Raw genomic sequence first — 17,971 nt, forward strand, 5'->3', positions numbered from 1 at the left:
CTCTTGGCAGAGTCTGCGCTAAGAGCGATAAGTTTTACTCCGCTAACCATTTACGCCAGCTCTGATTAACCTGCGCCTTTTCCTGTTCAAACCACCCGGCCGGTACTTGCCCTGGTTTATCCTGTAGCGCCAGACGGTGAATTTCGTCACGCATGGTGACATAGGCTTTGGTCAATGCCATTGCTTCCTGTTCATCCATAATCTGATAGTTACCCATCAGTTCAAATATCCTGACGTTATCGGACCATCGGGTAAGCTGAGGCTGTTGATGCGCGTAGCGCAATACCAAATATTGAGCGATAAACTCAATATCAGTGATCCCTCCCTCATCGGTTTTTAAATCGAACAGATCGGCATCTTTATTACCGAGGTGACTGCGCATCTTTTCCCGCATCTCCCGCACTTCTTGTTTTAGCTGCTGTTCATTACGCTCAAGACACAAGATTTCATGACGGGCGTGGTCAAACTCTTTATGCAATACAGGGTCGCTATAAACAATGCGAGTACGTACTAACGCCTGATGCTCCCAGGTCCATGCCTCATTGCGCTGATAATCTTCAAAAGCGCTGATGGTACTCACCAGCAGGCCAGACTCTCCCGATGGCCTCAGACGTGCATCAACCTCATACAGAATACCGGAGGCCATACGTGCACTAAACAGATGCATAATCCGCTGGCCCAGACGTAAATAAAACTGGCGGCCATCGATACTGCGCTCTCCGTCTGTTGTGACGTTTTCCGGGCAATCCACCAGAAATACCAGATCCAAATCGGAGCTATAACCCAGCTCAATGCCCCCCAGCTTGCCATAGGCTACTACGGCAAAACCGCGGCCCTCCCGCTCATACAGATGCGATGGCTGACCATAACGCGCCGTCATCTGGAACCATGCCTGTTGAACCACCGCTTCAATGATCGCTTCCGCCAGGTAAGTTAAGTGGTCACTCACTTTCATTACCGGCAGTGCGCCTGCAATATCGGCAGCAGCAATACGTAACAGATGGGTTTGCTTAAACTGGCGTAAGGCTTCCAGCCGCTGCTCTTCATCTTCTTCCGGCACGCGCAATAAAAACTGACGCAGTTCATCACGATAAGCACTCAGCGGAACCGCCTGATACAGCGAGTTAATATCCAACAGTTCATCCAGCAAAATTGGATAATGAGCCAGTTTGCTGGCCACCATTGGTGACGCAGCACAGAGTCGGATAAGATGAGTCATGGCAGAAGGGTACTCCGCCAATAGCTCCAGATAGGTGGTGCGTGTAACAATACTCAGAATCAAATGGGTGAGGCGCGGTAAAACACTGTCGGCATCGTCGCGCTGGCAAACTTCAGACAACAATCTTGGCATCAGCTTATCAAGGACATCGCGCCCTCTCTGCCCAATAGAGCGTTTATCAATATCATGGCGAAACTCCGCCAAATGTTCTCTCACCCGCTGCCGTGACTCTTCACCTAACTGAGGCATTAATTGAGATAACTCACAGGCATCCAGATCGTCCAGCCATAGCGGGCTATAGCGTAAACTGCCGGAGTCTTCTTCCACATCCGGCGTATCATCACCTATAAGATTGGCAAAAATCTCTCTGACCGCCGCCATATGTTGCCCCAATTGTGACAACAGAGATCCCCAGTCAGAACACCCCATACCGGATGCCAGACGCGCCTGATCTAAAGGATCCACAGGCAGCGTTTGCGTTTGCTGATCGGCAATGGCTTGCAGTAGGTTTTCCAGACGTCGTAAATAGAGATAGCTGATGCTCAGAGTATTTGCCTGTTCCCGGGTTAATAAATCCAGATCGGCAATAGCCTGAAGAGTAGGCAGCAGAGAGTTGCCTTGCAGGCTGGGTTCTCGCCCACCGCGAATCAGTTGAAATACCTGGGTGATAAACTCAATTTCACGAATACCACCGGCCCCCAGCTTGATATTATCCGCCAATCCCCGGCGGCGAACCTCTCTGGCTATCATCCCTTTCATATTGCGCAGTGACTGGATAACGCTGAAATCGATATAACGACGGAAAACAAAAGGACGCAGCATCTGTTTTAGCTCTTCACTGTAGCTATCATGCCTGTCGCCCATAATGCGCGCTTTCACCATGGCATAGCGCTCCCAGTCGCGCCCCTGCTCCTGATAATAATCTTCCAGCGCGCTAAAACTGAACACCAGTGGTCCGCTGTCGCCAAAAGGGCGCAATCGCATATCCACCCGATAAACAAATCCTTCCTGAGTGATTTGATCCAGCGCTTTAATTAGCCGCTGTCCGAGACGGGTAAAAAACTGAGCGTTATCCAGTTGACGGCGGCCACCCTGAGTTTCGCCGTTTTCCGGATAGGCAAAAATCAGATCGATATCTGATGAGAAGTTAAGTTCTCCGCCCCCCAGCTTCCCCATACCCAAAATAAACAGCGGCTGTGGATAGCCATTACCATTGGTTGGTGTACCCCACTCGCGGCAGCAGAGGTCATACAGCCAGTCGCGAGCGGCGATAATCAATGTTTCCGCCAGAATACTTAACTGACTCAAGGTTTGTTCGGTATCGCACAGCTTTAGACTTTGCGCCCAGGAGATACGAATCATCATTTTGCGACGAAACAGACGTAAAACCTGTAGCAAATTAGCCTCATCCGTAACCTCCGCCAGAACCACCTGAAGCCACTGTTGATAATGTTCAGCATCCTCAATACCCGGAGGGTTTTGATGAAGCTCATCCCACCACTCCGGATGCTGAAGTAAGCCATCACTGACAAAGTCACTGAGCGCTAACGCTACACCATCCTGCGGGCTAAACTGAATCGGCTGAACCAGACGCTCTGCCAGCTCAGACTGGCGCTTAATCCGCCGGGCTTCAAGTAGTGGGAAATGAGACAACATAGGGTGTCCTTACAAAATAAATTAGGCTACGGGTTATACATGTTGTGAACTGTTTAGCCAGAACAGCGGCTGTTCCATCGCGCTACGGCGCAATGTGTCACGATCGCCCTCGGCATCAAACAATTTCTGCCAGACTTCAATATAAGGCAGAGACTGTTCTTTATCATAAGCCCCGGAAAGCAGATAAAAATTGATAATCTGACGCTCCAGACGTGGCTGTTGGTCATTATAGCCATCATTGGTTAATGGTTTATTAAACGCCTCTTTTAACTCTGACTTACAGCGGGATAACATAATATCGGCGAAACGTTTAAAAGAGCCGGCCAGCTTCTGTTTTCCTTTATCATCAACAAAAATACGCCAGCCTTTATTCATAACCCAGGCCATCAATGCCAGTTTTAGTTGCAGATATCCCGGCTGATAGCAGACAGCCTCCGCCTGTTGAACCGTCTCCAGTTGCTGCTCCAGTTCAGTTAAACGCTCACGTAACGGCGCTGTTGCTTTACGGGGAATAATGCCGCCAAACAGCGCCAGAATCTGGCGTATTGCCGTTAAACTATGGGTTACCGCGGCCTGAGCCTGTGATTCGCCGTCAAACCAGCAGGCTTCATTACGCTGCCAGTAAGCCAATGCCCACTCCAATGCCGCTTCGAACCCTTGTTCTACCGTAGCACGCTCAGGCACAACCAACACATCCATTGGCGTAACGGCGATAGTGGCATCATCGTTTAATAAACGGTATCCTCGCGCGGCTTTACTTTGGCTACCTAAGCGCAACCCTTTTACGCCGGTTAACTGTTGCGCCAGCGTCAATATATCTGCGGCATTTCCTTGTTTCAGCTCCATCTCCAGTTCGCTAATGGCCTCACTGGATCCATCCGCCGTAATCAGCCCCCGATCGAGAGCGATTTCTATCTGACTCTGCTGAAACTTAATCAGCCAGCTCTGACGTTTAAAATCTGTAGTAAATAGCGGCTGTAGCGAAGTGACCAGCGACGAAATATCAACGCCGGCTGGCCAAACGTCCGCCGGTAATAAAGAGATATCCAGCCTGTCGGAAGACAGCGGAATATTGTGTTCAGCTCGATGAGCCACACCACCAACGGTATTCCCCGCTGATTTCAATGTCATCTCCCAGGCGTTATTACAACCTCTGACGCGTAAACCAATACGATGGTGACGCAATATGCCATCGGCCGTGTCATAGTAAGTATTTGATAACTGCTGGACCTCTCCCCCTTCAGCGCTCAATCGGGAGATAACTTCAGGTAAATCCGCCACGGCTTTAGAAGTGGCAACAAATTTAAGCTCAATCTCAACGGTCATAATGGTTTCCGCAGTTAAAAAAACAAACAATAACAAATGATAATAATAATGCGAGCAATGCCGTAATTTACGCCATCGGCAGGGGGAAAAACCACCTGATTTGTTCCCTTTATTGGGTTGTAACACAGGTTTTACATTGCACACTCTCTCCGAAGGCTCTACTATCGTTACATAAGTAACTTTTCTGAACAGATAAAAAATACTGACAATGCTAAAATTAAGAACAATTTCTATCGCTTTACTCGCATCACTGAGTATTACTTCTTTTACCGTTGCGGCTGATACCAGATACATTTCTGATAATCTGAATACCTATCTGCGCGGTGGTCCATCGGATAACTATCGCCTCACAGGTACGATTAATGCCGGTGAAAAAGTTGAATTGCTGGCTGTTAATGATAGTACTAAATACGGTCAGATTCAGGACAGCAAAGGCCGTACTGCCTGGATCCCTATGGATCAACTCAGCACAGCGCCAAGCCTGAGTGAAAGAGTGCCTGCACTTGAGCAACAGGTCAAAGATCTGACCGATAAGTTAACCAATATTGATGATAGCTGGAATAAACGCACTGCTGATATGCAGGAAAAAGTCGCCAGTAGTGACGGCATTATCAATGGATTAAAGCAGGAAAATCAGCAGCTAAAAGATGAGCTGACCGCTGCCCGCAAAAAGGTAAACGACATTAGCCTGCAAATGGATGATAAGCAACGTACCATTATTCAACAATGGTTTATGTATGGCGGTGGCGTTGCCGGTGTAGGTTTGCTTTTAGGTCTGTTACTGCCTTACCTGCTCCCACGCCGCAAAAAAGATCGCTGGATGAACTAAACTGTAGCGAATGCTTTTGTTAAGTGATTATCAACGCTGGCGCTGTTTGGCCAGCGTTTTGTTTATATATTTTTAAATCGATAAAATTTCCGGAGAGCGTGTGAAAACCTATCTTGTTGGCGGAGCCGTCCGCGATCAACTACTGGGCTTACCCGTACATGAGCGTGATTGGGTCGTGGTGGGTGCCACGCCTGAACAAATGCTGACGCTAGGCTACCAGCAGGTAGGAAAGGATTTTCCGGTATTCCTTCATCCACAAACCCATGATGAACATGCGCTGGCACGTACCGAACGTAAATCAGGGTCCGGCTACGCTGGTTTTACCTGTTATGCCGCTCCGGATGTCACTCTGGAACAGGATTTACTACGTCGCGACCTCACCATCAATGCCATAGCACAGGACGACGACGGTACCCTTATCGACCCTTATCACGGCCAACGGGATCTGGAGCAGCGTGTTTTACGCCATGTTTCCATCGCTTTCAGAGAAGATCCTTTGCGAGTGCTGAGAATCGCCCGTTTTGCTGCACGCTATGCCAGTCTTGGCTTCACCATCGCCCCGGAAACCTGGCTATTGATGAAAGAGATAGTCAATAGTGGCGAAATAGCGCATTTGACGGCAGAACGCGTATGGAAAGAGACTGAAAAGGCGTTATCAACCCGTAGCCCGCAGGTATTTTTTGACGTGCTCAGGGAGTGCGGTGCTTTAGCGGTTCTGTTTCCTGAAATTGATGATCTGTTTGGCGTTCCTGCGCCGGAAAAATGGCACCCGGAAATCGATACCGGTGTGCATGTTTTAATGGTTCTGGAGATGGCGGCAACCCTGAGCGATGAGATAGATGTGCGTTTCTCTGCGCTATTACATGATGTGGGTAAAAGCCTCACACCGGAAGCGCTCTGGCCTCACCACCACGGTCACGGTTTAGCTGGCATAAAACTGGTGGAAGACATTTGCCAGCGCTACAAAATTCCTAATGCCACTCGTGAGTTAGCCTGTCTGGTCTCCGAGTTTCACGATCGAATCCACACCGTATATCAACTACGAGCAGACACTATTTTAAATATGCTGAATGCGATAGACGTCTGGCGTAAACCACATCGACTGGAACAGATGCTATTAGTCAGCGAAGCAGATTATCGCGGTCGGGCTGGCTGGCAGCAAAAAGCCTACCCACAGGCAAACTATCTCAGACAGGCTTTTGAAGTGGTTAATGGAGTATCGGTTAAAGATATTATCGAACAGGGGTTCACCGGTGCCGATATTAAAGATCAGTTGAATAAACGTCGTTTAGAAGCGCTCACCAAATGGAAAGAGAGTCAGCCGCAAAGTTAATTATTCTGTCAATCTAATGACTCTGATTAGTAACAATCGATACTTCTGGCCACAAACAAAGCAGATAAATTGGCCTCAATGAATATTCCGGTCGTAACATCTAAAGTGCTTATATTGACTTTCTGCTCGACCGGGAGACCATCTGTATTTAGCTTCAGTGCGTGTCGGGCCTGGTCTCCCGACAATTGGCTCTTTTAAAGCACAAAACTGAACAAATCAAACTTTGTCACTAATCTTAGGCACTGATTATTATCCAACCAGTGCCTTTTTTATCTATCGCGCCCCGATCCTTAAATCAGAAAAACACCAGATAAATAACGCCAGCAACAAAGAAACGATAAATAGCGAATGGAATAAATGAGAAACGCTTAATTACGCTCAGGAAGGTTTTAATCGCCAGCAGTGCCACAATAAAAGCGGTGACAAAACCGACGGCAAACATCGGTAAATCATTCCAAACCAGCAGACCAATACTTTTATACATCACTAATATGGTTGCACCCAGCATCATCGGCACTGCCAGAATGAAAGAGAATTCGGACGCAGCATAACGGCTTACGCCAATCAACATTCCACCGGAGATAGTGGCACCTGAACGGGAGAAACCAGGCCACAGAGCCAGACACTGAAAACAGCCAATAATAAAAGCCTGACGATAAGTCATATCATCCAGCCCTTCCGCACGCGGAATTTTAGGCTTCAGCATTTCAGCAGCGATCAGCAATAAACCGCCGGCAATCAGGGCATACATCACGGTTTTAGCGCCAAACAAATATTGTTTAATATCATCATGCAGCGCGAAACCCGCCACCACTGCCGGTAACATACCCAGAATGATATGAACCAGTGTCAGGCGCCCCTTGCCTCTCCCTTCATGGGGAACCTCACCAAAATGGATACCAATCAGACCAAACAGACGGCGCCAGAACACGACGACTACCGCAAGAATTGACCCTAACTGAATAACCACTTCAAATGTAGATGCGGTATCGCCAGAAAAACCCAACAGTTCACCAACAATAATCATATGGCCCGTTGAAGAAACCGGCAGAAATTCGGTTAACCCTTCAACGACTCCGAGAATAAATGCTACGACCAACGAATGAAAACCATCCATCAATAGATCCCTTGCAAAATAAAGAAAATATTTGTACCTGATTATCAGGCAATAATTTTAAAAAACCGCGCAACTCAGACAGAAATCAACCTGTTAAGTTTCATTTCCTTCTGCTAATTTCTTTCAGGCCAGACGTGATCCACGTTCAATAATCACACCAACCTGCTTCGCTGCTGCTACGGCTCCCGGTTTACTCACCTTAATCCTAATCCATGGAATGGAAAAACGCTGCATCAATAAATCGGCAACTTCTTCCGCGACCCGTTCCACTAAGGCAAAACGCTCGTTTTCGACCTTTTCAATCACAGCTTCGCTAACATCGGCATAACTCAGGCAGTCACAAACGTTGTCGCTGGCGGCCGCTTTGCGATTATCCCAGCCCATTTCGATATCGAAAATTAGCTTCTGCCGAATCGTCTGTTCCCAGTCATAAACCCCGATGGTTGTAATGACGCAGAGCTGTTCTATAAATACGATATCCATAACATCACTCTCAGTTTTTCAATTAAGGCATACCACTTCGGGTAGAATATGCGTATTATCCACGTTAGCAGAGAGTAAAACGACAATTATTAGATGGAATCGAGTTTATGAGTGCTATCGCGCTTGGCATGATCATTATCGCCTATCTATGTGGATCAATATCCAGCGCAGTGTTGGTTTGTCGTATCGCCAGACTGCCCGACCCACGAGAGCATGGTTCCGGTAACCCCGGTGCAACCAACGTGCTGCGTATTGGCGGGAAAGCGGCTGCCGCAGCCGTATTAATTTTCGATGTACTAAAAGGTATGCTTCCTGTTTGGGTAGCTTACAAGCTGAATCTTTCCCCTCTTTATCTTGGTTTAACCGCTATTGCAGCCTGTCTGGGGCATATTTATCCGATCTTCTTTCACTTTCGCGGTGGTAAAGGTGTGGCAACGGCATTTGGTGCCATCGCTCCTATTGGCTGGGATCTTACCGGATTAATGACCGGTACCTGGCTGTTAACCGTGCTGCTGAGTGGTTATTCCTCTCTGGGAGCCATTATCAGTGCGCTTATTGCACCGTTTTATACCTGGTGGTTTAAACCGCAGTTCACCTTTCCAGTAGCAATGCTCTCCTGTCTGGTTTTGATTCGTCATCATGACAACATTCAACGGTTATGGCGCGGTCAGGAAGGGAAGATATGGGATCGATTCAGGAAGAAAAGGACCGAAGAAACCGAAAATAACGATAAACCAGAGTAAATTAACAACGCTTCAGTAAAGCTCACCGGCCGCTCATCGTACTTAATTAAGTAAATACCTGTTGACGGCCGGAGTAACCATTAACTCATTCAAACTCAATCATAATCAGCTCACTGGCGGTAACTGATCCAGCGGCCAGCGTGGGCGAACCGATACTTCCAGCCCTGTGGCTTCTCCGGCTTTCAGTCGAACCATTCCGGCATAGGCAATCATGGTGCCATTATCGGTGCAGAACTCAGGACGAGCATAAAATACTTCGCCTTTGCGCTGTTTCATTATGTCGGCCATTTTACTGCGCAGCGTGCGGTTAGCGCTTACGCCACCCGCCATCACCAGTCGGTTAAATCCGGTTTCATCCAGTGCCCGACGGCATTTAATTGCCAGCGTATCCACCACCGCATCTTCAAACGCTCTGGCAATATCGGCTTTAGTTTGCTCATCATCACCGGACTGGCGAATGGTATTAGCGGCAAAAGTCTTAAGACCGGAAAAGCTAAAATCAAGGCCCGGGCGATCGGTCATTGGACGTGGAAAAGTAAAACGCCCGGCAATCCCTTGTTGTGCCATTTTAGACAACATCGGCCCCCCCGGGTAATCCAGCCCCAGCAGTTTGGCGGTTTTATCAAATGCTTCACCGGCAGCGTCATCGATGGACTCGCCCAACAGTTGATACTGACCAATGCCCGTCACGCTGATTAACTGGGTATGCCCACCAGAAACCAGCAGCGCAACAAAGGGAAATTCCGGCGGGTTATCTTCCAGCATGGGAGCTAACAGGTGCCCTTCCATATGGTGAATCGCGACCGCCGGAACATTCCACGCCAGCGCCAGAGAACGCCCGACGGTTGCACCAACCAATAACGCCCCAACTAAACCCGGCCCGGCGGTATAGGCAATACCATCAATATCAGCGGCGGTCAGATTGGCCTGCTTAAGCGCCGCCTGAATTAAAGGAACGGTTTTACGTACATGATCGCGGGATGCCAGTTCAGGTACCACACCGCCATAATCCGCATGCAGCTTAACCTGACTGTACAGTTGATCCGCTAATAAACCCTGCCGATCGTCATAAATCGCCACACCGGTTTCATCGCATGATGTTTCAATACCTAATATACGCATAACCTGCCAAACAGCCTCTGAATTCATTACCCGTGCCTCTGTAACAGCGATACAGACACACAATTTGTATTGCGATAAATAATAACACAGACAATAAGCTGAGAATAAAGAATCCCCTACTTCAATAAAAATGCTACTGAATATCACTAATTAGCAGCAACCCCTAACATATTTCGATAAACTAACGGCAAAGTCGCTTGCAGCACACCGGAAACTCTGGGTATGCTTCGCCTTTCTTTTGTCCATCCAATGAACACCAAACAACTACTGATTGAGATAGAAATGACTAAAGCTCAAAGTGTTAAACGTGGAATCCATTCCCTGGCATTGTTGAGTGCGCTGGTACTTGCCGGCTGTAGCTCAACCGATCCTAACCTGGACCTTCCTTCACCAGCCCAAACGGCAGGATCCCCGACTCAGGAAATTAAACAGGTTTATAAAACAAGCGCCCAAAATGGTCCTGAAGTATTGATTTCTGCCGCTGATAATAACGGTAGCTACAATAATATGCGCCGTACACTGGCTCGTTCAAACCTGCCGGAAAAAGAGAGCATTCAACTGTCTGAATGGGTAAATTTCTTCCCTTATGATTATCCACAACCACAGGGCCGTATTCCTTTTGCTGCCAACGGTGAAATCGCCGTTACGCCATGGAATCCGAATACCCGATTAGTGCGTGTAGCCATTAAAGCTGATGATGCTCAAACCAGCGCTGAACGTCGTGCGGCAAACCTGGTGGTATTAGTGGGTGCAGAGGGTGCCGATCTGGAGTTAATCAAATCCAGCCTGACTCATCTGGTTAACCAATTAACCCCTCAGGATACCCTGACACTCATGAGTGCTTCCGGGGATAAAGGCGTTCTGCTGGAGCCAACAACTGGCGATCACAAAGACAAAATGCTGTCTGCCATTTCCAGCTTAAACCGTGAAAAAACCATTCAGGACAGCTCCCGTCTGACAGAAGCTTATGCGCTGGCAAAAGATAGCTACATTGCTGACGGTATCAATCGCGTCATTTTAGTAGGCAACAGCACTTATAACGCAGGCTTTAGCACCGTCCAGGATATCAGCGACTTTTTCGCTAACCATCCAGCCTCTCAGATTTCACTGACTACATTGGGCTTTGCTGCCAGCCAGTTTACGCCATCGCCACTGGCGGAAGTGGCTTATGTTGGTAACGGTGTTCATCAGTATATTGATAATGTACGTGACAGTAACAAAGTCTGGGATGAGCAGTTAAGCTCAACTCAAATCCCGGTAGCAAAAGAGTTCTCCATGAAAGTCGAGTTTAACCCAACTTATATCAAGGCTTATCGCCTGCTGGGTTATCAGGCCCCGTCTGAAGAGAGCAGCAATGTTACAAATAGCGGTGTTGTGGTCACCGGACAAACGATGACAGCTCTGTATGAAGTCATTCCTGCTGGTAGTACAGAAGAGTGGAGTGCAGAGCAATTTGCTTCCATTGCTACTCCGTCAGCTAACAGTTACCTGCGTCAAACCAAAGAGATTGCCATGATGCATCTGCGTTATAAAACGCCAAATGCACGGGGCACGCCTCAGCGTATTGAGCTGCCGGTTCCTGAATCACAAATGAACAACACGCTGGATAACAGCAGCAAAGATTTCCGCTTTGCCGCTGCGGTTGCCGCATTTGCCCAGCAGTTAAAAGATAATGGGGCATCAACCGGCACATTCACGCTGGATGATACTCTGAAACTGGCAAATGAAGGTCGCAGTGACGATAAGTACGATCTGCGTTCAGAATTTATTCAGTTGATTGGCAATGCCCAAAATGCACTGCCAAAAAGCTCGCCGGTAAAAGGCCAGGGCGAATAAGCGTTAAAGCAGTAAAAATTTGATCGTTGAAAGTTTCCGTTACGGGTGAATAAAAATAACGGGAACTTTCAGCACACTAACGTGATGGTAGCAGTTTATACAATGATGACGGGCTGTTTTCTGCCAGCTACCGATGAATGAATCGGTAACAGGACTTTACAAGCAGCACCTATTCGCAGTAGAATTCCGCACCATTTTGAATATGGCTGGCAACAGCGCCAGCAGCAAAACCGATTTCTATTGAGGTGAAAGGCACATGCCGGTAATTAAAGTACGTGAAAACGAGCCATTTGACGTAGCATTACGTCGTTTCAAGCGTTCATGCGAAAAAGCAGGTATCCTTGCTGAAGTTCGTAGCCGTGAATTCTACGAAAAACCAACTACTGAACGTAAACGCGCTAAAGCTTCTGCTGTGAAACGTCACGCGAAGAAATTAGCTCGTGAAAACGCACGCCGCACCCGCCTGTATTAATACCTTCGGTTAACCCCGAGCGCGCGATTAATGCGCAGGTTGGTCGTGTAGCTAAAGCTAGTAATAGCTAACTGCATATAAGTATGCCGTGCTTTCCGGAAGGAATGCGCGGCTTATTCTCATTTATGGATTTACGAATTGAGGCTTAATGGCAGGACGAATCCCACGCGTATTTATCAATGACTTGCTGGCCCGCACGGACATCGTCGATCTTATAGATGCCCGTGTGAAGCTGAAAAAGCAAGGCAAGAATTATCACGCCTGTTGTCCGTTCCATAATGAGAAAACACCCTCTTTTACCGTTAACGGTGAAAAACAGTTTTATCACTGCTTCGGTTGCGGAGCACACGGCAATGCCATTGATTTCTTAATAAACTTTGATCGTCTGGAGTTTGTTGAAAGCGTTGAAGAACTGGCCACCATGCACGGTCTGGAAATTCCTTATGAATCCGGTACCGGGATCAGCCAGTTAGAAAAGCACCAAAGACAAAGTCTGTATCAGTTGATGGAACCCTTAGCTAAGTTCTATCAGGAATCCTTAAACCAACCTCAGTCTCAGGATGCGCGAAACTATCTGGCGCAACGTGGTTTAAGTGACGAGATTATTCAGCGCTTCGCCATTGGCTTTGCGCCTTCCGGATGGGATAACGTTCTGAAACGTTTTGGTCGCTCACCGGAGAACCGCGAATCACTCAATGATGCGGGTATGTTGGTGACTAATGATAATGGGCGGACCTATGACCGCTTCCGCGAACGGGTTATGTTTCCTATTCGCGATAAGCGTGGTCGGGTTATCGCCTTTGGTGGAAGGATTCTGGGCAACGGAACGCCTAAATATCTTAATTCACCGGAAACAGAGATTTTCCATAAAGGCCGCCAGCTGTATGGCCTTTATGAAGCACAGCTTAATCGCAATCAGCTTGATAAGCTGTTAGTGGTTGAAGGCTATATGGATGTGGTAGCGCTGGCACAGTTTGGCATTGATTATGCCGTCGCCTCGCTGGGTACCTCCACAACGGCAGAACATATTCAGTTAATGTTTCGCTGTACGGATAACGTTATCTGCTGTTATGACGGTGATAACGCCGGTCGCGAAGCCGCATGGCGTGCATTAGAAACCGCCCTGCCTTACCTGACCGATGGCCGTCAGCTGCGTTTTATGTTTTTACCCGATGGGGAAGATCCGGATACGCTGGTACGAAAAGAAGGTAAAGAGGCTTTCCAACAACGTTTAGAACAAGCCCAACCTCTTTCGATGTTTTTATTTGATACACTTATGCCGCAGGTTGATCTGAGTTCACCAGATGGGCGTGCTAAACTTAGTACATTAGCCTTGCCACTCATCAGCAAGGTACCCGGCGAAACATTGCGTTTATATTTACGCCAGCAGCTCGGCCAAAAGTTGGGAATTCTGGATGACAGTCAGTTAGATAAGCTGATGCCGAAACAAATTGAAACGGAACAAAGCTATCAGGCACCCCAGCTAAAACGCACAACTATGCGTATACTGATAGGTCTGCTGATTCAGCGCCCTTATCTGGCAACGCAGGTGCCGTCAGTACAAGGGTTAGAACAAACCAATCTGGCGGGTGTACCACTGTTTATTGAACTGGTTAAAACCTGTCTGGCCCAGCCGGGGTTAACCACCGGACAACTTTTAGAGCTGTATCGCGGAAATAATTACAGTCAGCAACTTGAAACTTTAGCAACATGGAACCACATGATTGTAGAGGACATGGTTGAAGAAACATTTCTTGATACGTTAGCGAAACTGTATGACTCAGTATTAGAGCAACGCCAGGAAGAACTGATTGCCCGTGACAGAACCCACGGTTTGAATGCTGAAGAGCGCAAAGAATTATGGTCTTTGAATATGGCTCTGGCAAAAAAAGATTAGTTGGACAGATTTAACAGAATTAACGGCTTAAGTGCCGCTCATTGCAGGTAAGAAATCCTGCGCATAGCTGTTTATAAAGGCGACAGCTGATAAACATAGCCCGACTACCTTATGATTACCGGCCTGGCCGATAAAATTTAATACTCTGAAGTGTGGATACCGTCTTATGGAGCAAAACCCGCAGTCACAGCTTAAACTTCTTGTTACCCTGGGCAAGGAGCAAGGCTACCTGACCTACGCTCAGGTCAATGACCATCTGCCTGAAGATATCATCGATTCAGATCAAATCGAAGATATCATCCAGATGATCAATGATATGGGTATTCAGGTAATGGAAATAGCACCTGATGCCGATGATCTAATGCTCGCAGAAAACACCGCAGACACCGATGAAGATGCAGCAGAAGCCGCAGCGCAAGTGCTCTCCAGCGTTGAATCTGAAATCGGTCGTACAACAGATCCGGTACGCATGTATATGCGCGAAATGGGTACCGTAGAACTGTTAACCCGCGAAGGCGAGATCGACATTGCAAAACGCATAGAAGAAGGTATCAATCAGGTCCAGTGTTCTGTTGCAGAATACCCTGAAGCGATCACCTATCTGTTGGAACAGTACGATCGCGTTGAAACTGGCGAAACCCGACTGTCTGACATCATTACTGCATTTATCGATCCTAATGCGGATGACACCATTGGCCCTGCGGCAACACATGTAGGCTCAGAATTGTCCAGCGAAGAGCAGGATAATGATGACGATGATGATGAAGACTCCGATGATTCCGATGCAGATGAAGATATCGGTATCGATCCTGAACTTGCCCGTGAAAAATTCAACGACCTGCGTCTGCAATATGATGCAACCCGCAAAGCCATTAAAGAGTTTGGCCGCAGCAATCCACAGGCAATCGAAGAGATCGTAAAACTGTCGGAAGTATTCAAACAGTTCCGTCTGGTACCAAAACAGTTTGATTATCTGGTTAACAACATGCGCCAGATGATGGATCGCGTTCGTACTCAGGAACGTCTGATCCTTAAGCTGTGTGTTGAACAGAGTAAAATGCCGAAGAAAAACTTCGTCACGCTGTTCGCCAGCAATGAAACAACAATGGACTGGTTTAACAGCGCTCTGGCGATGGGTAAACCATGGTCTGAAAAACTGAAAGATGTTAGCGAAGAAGTAGAGCGCTGCATCCAGAAGTTACAGTTAATTGAAGATGAAACCGGCTTAACTATCGAGCAGGTTAAAGATATCAACCGTCGTATGTCTATCGGTGAAGCGAAAGCCCGCCGTGCGAAGAAAGAGATGGTTGAAGCAAACTTACGTCTGGTTATCTCTATCGCTAAAAAGTATACCAACCGTGGCTTGCAGTTCCTGGATCTGATTCAGGAAGGTAATATCGGTCTGATGAAAGCGGTAGATAAGTTTGAATATCGTCGTGGCTATAAGTTCTCAACTTACGCCACCTGGTGGATCCGTCAGGCTATCACCCGCTCAATCGCCGATCAGGCGCGTACTATCCGTATTCCGGTGCATATGATTGAGACGATTAACAAGCTTAACCGTATCTCTCGCCAGATGCTGCAGGAAATGGGTCGCGAGCCGCTGCCGGAAGAGCTGGCAGAACGTATGCTGATGCCAGAAGACAAGATCCGCAAAGTGCTGAAGATTGCCAAAGAGCCAATCTCAATGGAAACGCCAATCGGCGATGACGAAGATTCGCATTTAGGTGATTTTATCGAGGATACTACCCTCGAGCTGCCGCTGGATTCTGCTACTTCTGAAAGCCTGCGTTCAGCAACCCACGATGTGCTTGCCGGTCTGACCGCTCGTGAAGCGAAAGTATTGCGCATGCGTTTTGGTATCGATATGAATACTGACCATACGCTGGAAGAAGTGGGCAAACAGTTCGATGTTACCCGTGAGCGTATCCGTCAGATCGAAGCGAAAGCATTACGTAAATTACGTCACCCAAGCCGCTCAGAAGTACTGCGCAGCTTCCTGGATGATTAATCTTTGCGTTGATGAATAGTAAGTCAGAAAACCCCAGTCCTCTGGGGTTTTCTTGTTTTCAGGCCATGACGTTATGTTAAGGGAAGGTATTTATGCAACAGGGAAACTATTCACTTCAGGCATTACAGAATGCAGTGAAGTCAGGTTCTCAGTTTAAGTATCTCTATTTTTGGGGGCATCAACCCTCGGCCAATGGCGTTATTACCGCATCCTGCTTTAGCCAGTGGTGGCTATCCCCTTTTGTCGTTGATGGCATCACCTATGCAACCGCAGAACATTGGATGATGGCGAGTAAAGCGCAGTTATTTGGTGATGAGCAAATTATTCCACAGATTTTAAGCGCCAGAACGCCCGCACAGGCTAAAAGTCTGGGCAGGCAGGTAAAGGGCTTCGATCAACAGATATGGCAATCACGCTGCTTTGAGCTGGTTTTTGAGGGCAACTGGCATAAATTCAGTCAACATCCAGAGTTGGGTGAGTTTCTGCTGAACACCAAACAGCGGGTTCTGGTTGAAGCCAGTCCGGTAGATAAAATTTGGGATATCGGTCTGACACAAGACGACCTGCGTGCGGCAAATCCTTTATTATGGGATGGGCAGAATTTGCTGGGGTTTGCGTTGATGGAAGTGCGGGAGCGGTTGCTCACGGGTTGCTAATTTAATGATTGGGTCAGCGGCGTAACCAAAAGGCATCTACACAATGCTTAACGCCGTTGCTAATTCACGATAGCTCTCTGTCAGTTGTTCCAGCGTCGCACGGTTCAGGCCGCTGGGATTAGGTAATATCCATACCTGCGTTTGCCCTATGGTCATCTCTTGTTTACCCCACGGGGCATTGCGTATACCAAACGCCTGATGGCAGACCTGTTTACCCAATATGGCTACGGCGCGAGGCTGATAACGTTCGAGCTTTTCAATAAGCAACACAGCCCCTTGTTGCAGTTCCTGACTGGAAAGCTCCGCTGCCTGTACGGTTGGCCGCGCCACCAAGGCGGTTAACCCACAGTGACTTTGCAAAATTTTGCGATCTTCTTCTGGCGTTAGCAACGTTTTGGTAAAACCCGCCTGATATATCACCCGCCAGAATCGATTGGTTCGATTAGCAAAATGAAAGCCACTGGCTGAAGCCTTTAGCCCCGGATTGATACCGCAGAACACCACCTGTAGGCCGGGTTGTAAAATATCGTTAAGCATTGCTGTTTCGCCTGATATCAAATCATTATCTGATATACGCTACCAGCAAGCGTCACACTCTACAACTGTGCATAAAACCAACGTTCACACTACGTAACTATGGACTAAACAATAATGTTTACCGTATAATCGCCGCCACTTGGCCCCTTAGCTCAGTGGTTAGAGCAGGCGACTCATAATCGCTTGGTCCCCCGTTCAAACCGGGGAGGGGCCACCAAATTTTCGCTTTGAATAGATGTTATTAAGCTCACTTTGTTAAGTGGGCTTTTTTGTCGCTAAAATCCACTGATTAAAGATTAATATCACCTATCAATCGCCCCCGATTCTTGTATATAATTTTACCCACCAGCATATTGCTTGTAATGGACATTAAACAGGAGTCAATCAAATGGAAAGTCAGATTCTGAAGGTGATGAAAGAAGCCGGTAAACCAATTTCTGCAGGAGAAGTGGAAAAACTATCCGGGTTAGATCGCAAAGATATCGATAAAGCGTTTAAAGTCATGAAGGAAAAAGGAACGATTGTTTCTCCTGTGCGCTGTAAGTGGGAACCGGCGCAGAAGTAATTTGGGTTGATTTGAAAGCCAATTATATTATTAAGCCCGCGAATGCGCTGAGGGATCCCCACAAAATCAGCGCTAATAAACCAACACCATACTCTGGTAGGTTTTGGCGAGATGATTAAGAACAGTACTGAGTACTGTTCGTCTTAAAATTAGCGGAGAGTGTCGCAAG

Annotated in this window: 15 protein-coding genes and 1 tRNA gene; 10 read left to right on the forward strand and 6 right to left on the reverse strand. The window is 47.5% G+C overall.

Features of this window, described 5'->3' with window-relative positions; all coding sequences use genetic code 11:
* Positions 1-34 precede the first annotated feature (34 nt).
* Together glnE and LPW36_RS14055 are read right to left on the reverse strand one after the other, a co-directional pair.
* Positions 35-2,875 (reverse strand): bifunctional [glutamate--ammonia ligase]-adenylyl-L-tyrosine phosphorylase/[glutamate--ammonia-ligase] adenylyltransferase, encoded by a 2,841-nt coding sequence (glnE, locus tag LPW36_RS14050; RefSeq protein WP_268991715.1) that lies wholly within the window; start codon positions 2,873-2,875, stop codon positions 35-37.
* A 33-nt stretch (positions 2,876-2,908) separates the two neighbouring features.
* Complete coding sequence (locus LPW36_RS14055; protein ID WP_230610629.1) at positions 2,909-4,201, reverse strand: CYTH domain-containing protein; 1,293 nt, start codon at positions 4,199-4,201, stop codon at positions 2,909-2,911.
* A gap of 208 nt (positions 4,202-4,409) precedes the next feature.
* Between LPW36_RS14055 and LPW36_RS14060 the strand changes: the two genes are divergently transcribed.
* Both LPW36_RS14060 and LPW36_RS14065 read left to right on the forward strand, forming a co-directional pair.
* Positions 4,410-5,030: a TIGR04211 family SH3 domain-containing protein gene (locus LPW36_RS14060; RefSeq protein WP_230610631.1), complete on the forward strand. Its 621-nt coding sequence runs from the start codon at positions 4,410-4,412 to the stop codon at positions 5,028-5,030.
* Positions 5,031-5,130: 100 nt separating this feature from the next.
* The gene (locus LPW36_RS14065; protein ID WP_230610633.1) at positions 5,131-6,363 is read left to right on the forward strand and encodes a multifunctional CCA addition/repair protein; all 1,233 of its coding nucleotides are present in this window, start codon (positions 5,131-5,133) and stop codon (positions 6,361-6,363) included.
* Positions 6,364-6,658: 295 nt separating this feature from the next.
* Here LPW36_RS14065 and bacA read toward each other — a convergent pair whose 3' ends face one another.
* Both bacA and folB read right to left on the reverse strand, forming a co-directional pair.
* Positions 6,659-7,480 carry an undecaprenyl-diphosphate phosphatase gene (gene bacA, locus LPW36_RS14070; protein ID WP_230610635.1) on the reverse strand — a complete coding sequence of 274 codons (822 nt, stop codon included), beginning with the start codon at positions 7,478-7,480 and terminating at the stop codon, positions 6,659-6,661.
* 123 nt (positions 7,481-7,603) lie between these two features.
* Entirely contained in the window at positions 7,604-7,963 is a 360-nt protein-coding gene (gene folB / locus LPW36_RS14075) for a bifunctional dihydroneopterin aldolase/7,8-dihydroneopterin epimerase (RefSeq protein ID WP_230610637.1), read from the reverse strand.
* Positions 7,964-8,070: 107 nt separating this feature from the next.
* Here folB and plsY point away from each other — a divergent pair, with 107 nt between their 5' ends.
* Positions 8,071-8,706, forward strand: coding sequence for a glycerol-3-phosphate 1-O-acyltransferase PlsY (gene plsY / locus LPW36_RS14080; protein WP_230610639.1), 636 nt, complete (start codon positions 8,071-8,073; stop codon positions 8,704-8,706).
* 105 nt (positions 8,707-8,811) lie between these two features.
* Here the strand turns inward: plsY and tsaD are convergent, their stop codons facing one another.
* Positions 8,812-9,828, reverse strand: coding sequence for a tRNA (adenosine(37)-N6)-threonylcarbamoyltransferase complex transferase subunit TsaD (gene tsaD / locus LPW36_RS14085; protein WP_230610653.1), 1,017 nt, complete (start codon positions 9,826-9,828; stop codon positions 8,812-8,814).
* A 222-nt stretch (positions 9,829-10,050) separates the two neighbouring features.
* Between tsaD and LPW36_RS14090 the strand changes: the two genes are divergently transcribed.
* The 5 genes from LPW36_RS14090 (at position 10,051) to LPW36_RS14110 (ending at position 16,700) form a co-directional block, all read left to right on the forward strand.
* Positions 10,051-11,664 (forward strand): vWA domain-containing protein, encoded by a 1,614-nt coding sequence (locus LPW36_RS14090; RefSeq protein ID WP_230610640.1) that lies wholly within the window; start codon positions 10,051-10,053, stop codon positions 11,662-11,664.
* Between the two features lie 256 nt (positions 11,665-11,920).
* Positions 11,921-12,136: a 30S ribosomal protein S21 gene (rpsU, locus tag LPW36_RS14095; protein ID WP_027275017.1), complete on the forward strand. Its 216-nt coding sequence runs from the start codon at positions 11,921-11,923 to the stop codon at positions 12,134-12,136.
* Positions 12,137-12,284: 148 nt separating this feature from the next.
* Positions 12,285-14,033 (forward strand): DNA primase, encoded by a 1,749-nt coding sequence (gene dnaG / locus LPW36_RS14100; RefSeq protein ID WP_230610642.1) that lies wholly within the window; start codon positions 12,285-12,287, stop codon positions 14,031-14,033.
* Between the two features lie 166 nt (positions 14,034-14,199).
* Positions 14,200-16,044, forward strand: coding sequence for an RNA polymerase sigma factor RpoD (gene rpoD / locus LPW36_RS14105; RefSeq protein WP_230610644.1), 1,845 nt, complete (start codon positions 14,200-14,202; stop codon positions 16,042-16,044).
* Positions 16,045-16,136: 92 nt separating this feature from the next.
* Positions 16,137-16,700, forward strand: coding sequence for an NADAR family protein (locus LPW36_RS14110; protein ID WP_230610646.1), 564 nt, complete (start codon positions 16,137-16,139; stop codon positions 16,698-16,700).
* A 36-nt stretch (positions 16,701-16,736) separates the two neighbouring features.
* Here LPW36_RS14110 and mug read toward each other — a convergent pair whose 3' ends face one another.
* On the reverse strand, positions 16,737-17,237 hold the full coding sequence (gene mug / locus LPW36_RS14115; RefSeq protein ID WP_230610647.1) for a G/U mismatch-specific DNA glycosylase: 501 nt from the start codon (positions 17,235-17,237) through the stop codon (positions 16,737-16,739).
* A gap of 141 nt (positions 17,238-17,378) precedes the next feature.
* Here mug and LPW36_RS14120 point away from each other — a divergent pair.
* Together LPW36_RS14120 and LPW36_RS14125 are read left to right on the forward strand one after the other, a co-directional pair.
* Positions 17,379-17,454: transfer RNA gene (locus LPW36_RS14120), tRNA-Ile, on the forward strand.
* Between the two features lie 171 nt (positions 17,455-17,625).
* Complete coding sequence (locus LPW36_RS14125) at positions 17,626-17,802, forward strand: transcriptional regulator (protein WP_230610649.1); 177 nt, start codon at positions 17,626-17,628, stop codon at positions 17,800-17,802.
* Positions 17,803-17,971 lie beyond the last annotated feature (169 nt).

The sequence above is a fragment of the Limnobaculum eriocheiris genome, assembly GCF_021010575.1.
In the GTDB taxonomy this organism is placed as follows: Bacteria; Pseudomonadota; Gammaproteobacteria; order Enterobacterales; family Enterobacteriaceae; genus Limnobaculum; species Limnobaculum eriocheiris.

Bases quoted from the DNA above. Each gene is read 5' to 3' on its own strand.
- glnE (WP_268991715.1), bottom strand. From the start codon at position 2,875: ATGTTGTCTCATTTCCCACTACTTGAAGCCCGGCGGATTAAGCGCCAG.
- LPW36_RS14055 (WP_230610629.1), bottom strand. From the start codon at position 4,201: ATGACCGTTGAGATTGAGCTTAAATTTGTTGCCACTTCTAAAGCCGTG.
- LPW36_RS14060 (WP_230610631.1), top strand. From the start codon at position 4,410: ATGCTAAAATTAAGAACAATTTCTATCGCTTTACTCGCATCACTGAGT.
- bacA (WP_230610635.1), bottom strand. From the start codon at position 7,480: ATGGATGGTTTTCATTCGTTGGTCGTAGCATTTATTCTCGGAGTCGTT.
- folB (WP_230610637.1), bottom strand. From the start codon at position 7,963: ATGGATATCGTATTTATAGAACAGCTCTGCGTCATTACAACCATCGGG.
- plsY (WP_230610639.1), top strand. From the start codon at position 8,071: ATGAGTGCTATCGCGCTTGGCATGATCATTATCGCCTATCTATGTGGA.
- tsaD (WP_230610653.1), bottom strand. From the start codon at position 9,828: ATGCGTATATTAGGTATTGAAACATCATGCGATGAAACCGGTGTGGCG.
- LPW36_RS14090 (WP_230610640.1), top strand. From the start codon at position 10,051: ATGCTTCGCCTTTCTTTTGTCCATCCAATGAACACCAAACAACTACTG.
- rpsU (WP_027275017.1), top strand. From the start codon at position 11,921: ATGCCGGTAATTAAAGTACGTGAAAACGAGCCATTTGACGTAGCATTA.
- dnaG (WP_230610642.1), top strand. From the start codon at position 12,285: ATGGCAGGACGAATCCCACGCGTATTTATCAATGACTTGCTGGCCCGC.
- rpoD (WP_230610644.1), top strand. From the start codon at position 14,200: ATGGAGCAAAACCCGCAGTCACAGCTTAAACTTCTTGTTACCCTGGGC.
- LPW36_RS14110 (WP_230610646.1), top strand. From the start codon at position 16,137: ATGCAACAGGGAAACTATTCACTTCAGGCATTACAGAATGCAGTGAAG.
- mug (WP_230610647.1), bottom strand. From the start codon at position 17,237: ATGCTTAACGATATTTTACAACCCGGCCTACAGGTGGTGTTCTGCGGT.
- LPW36_RS14125 (WP_230610649.1), top strand. From the start codon at position 17,626: ATGGAAAGTCAGATTCTGAAGGTGATGAAAGAAGCCGGTAAACCAATT.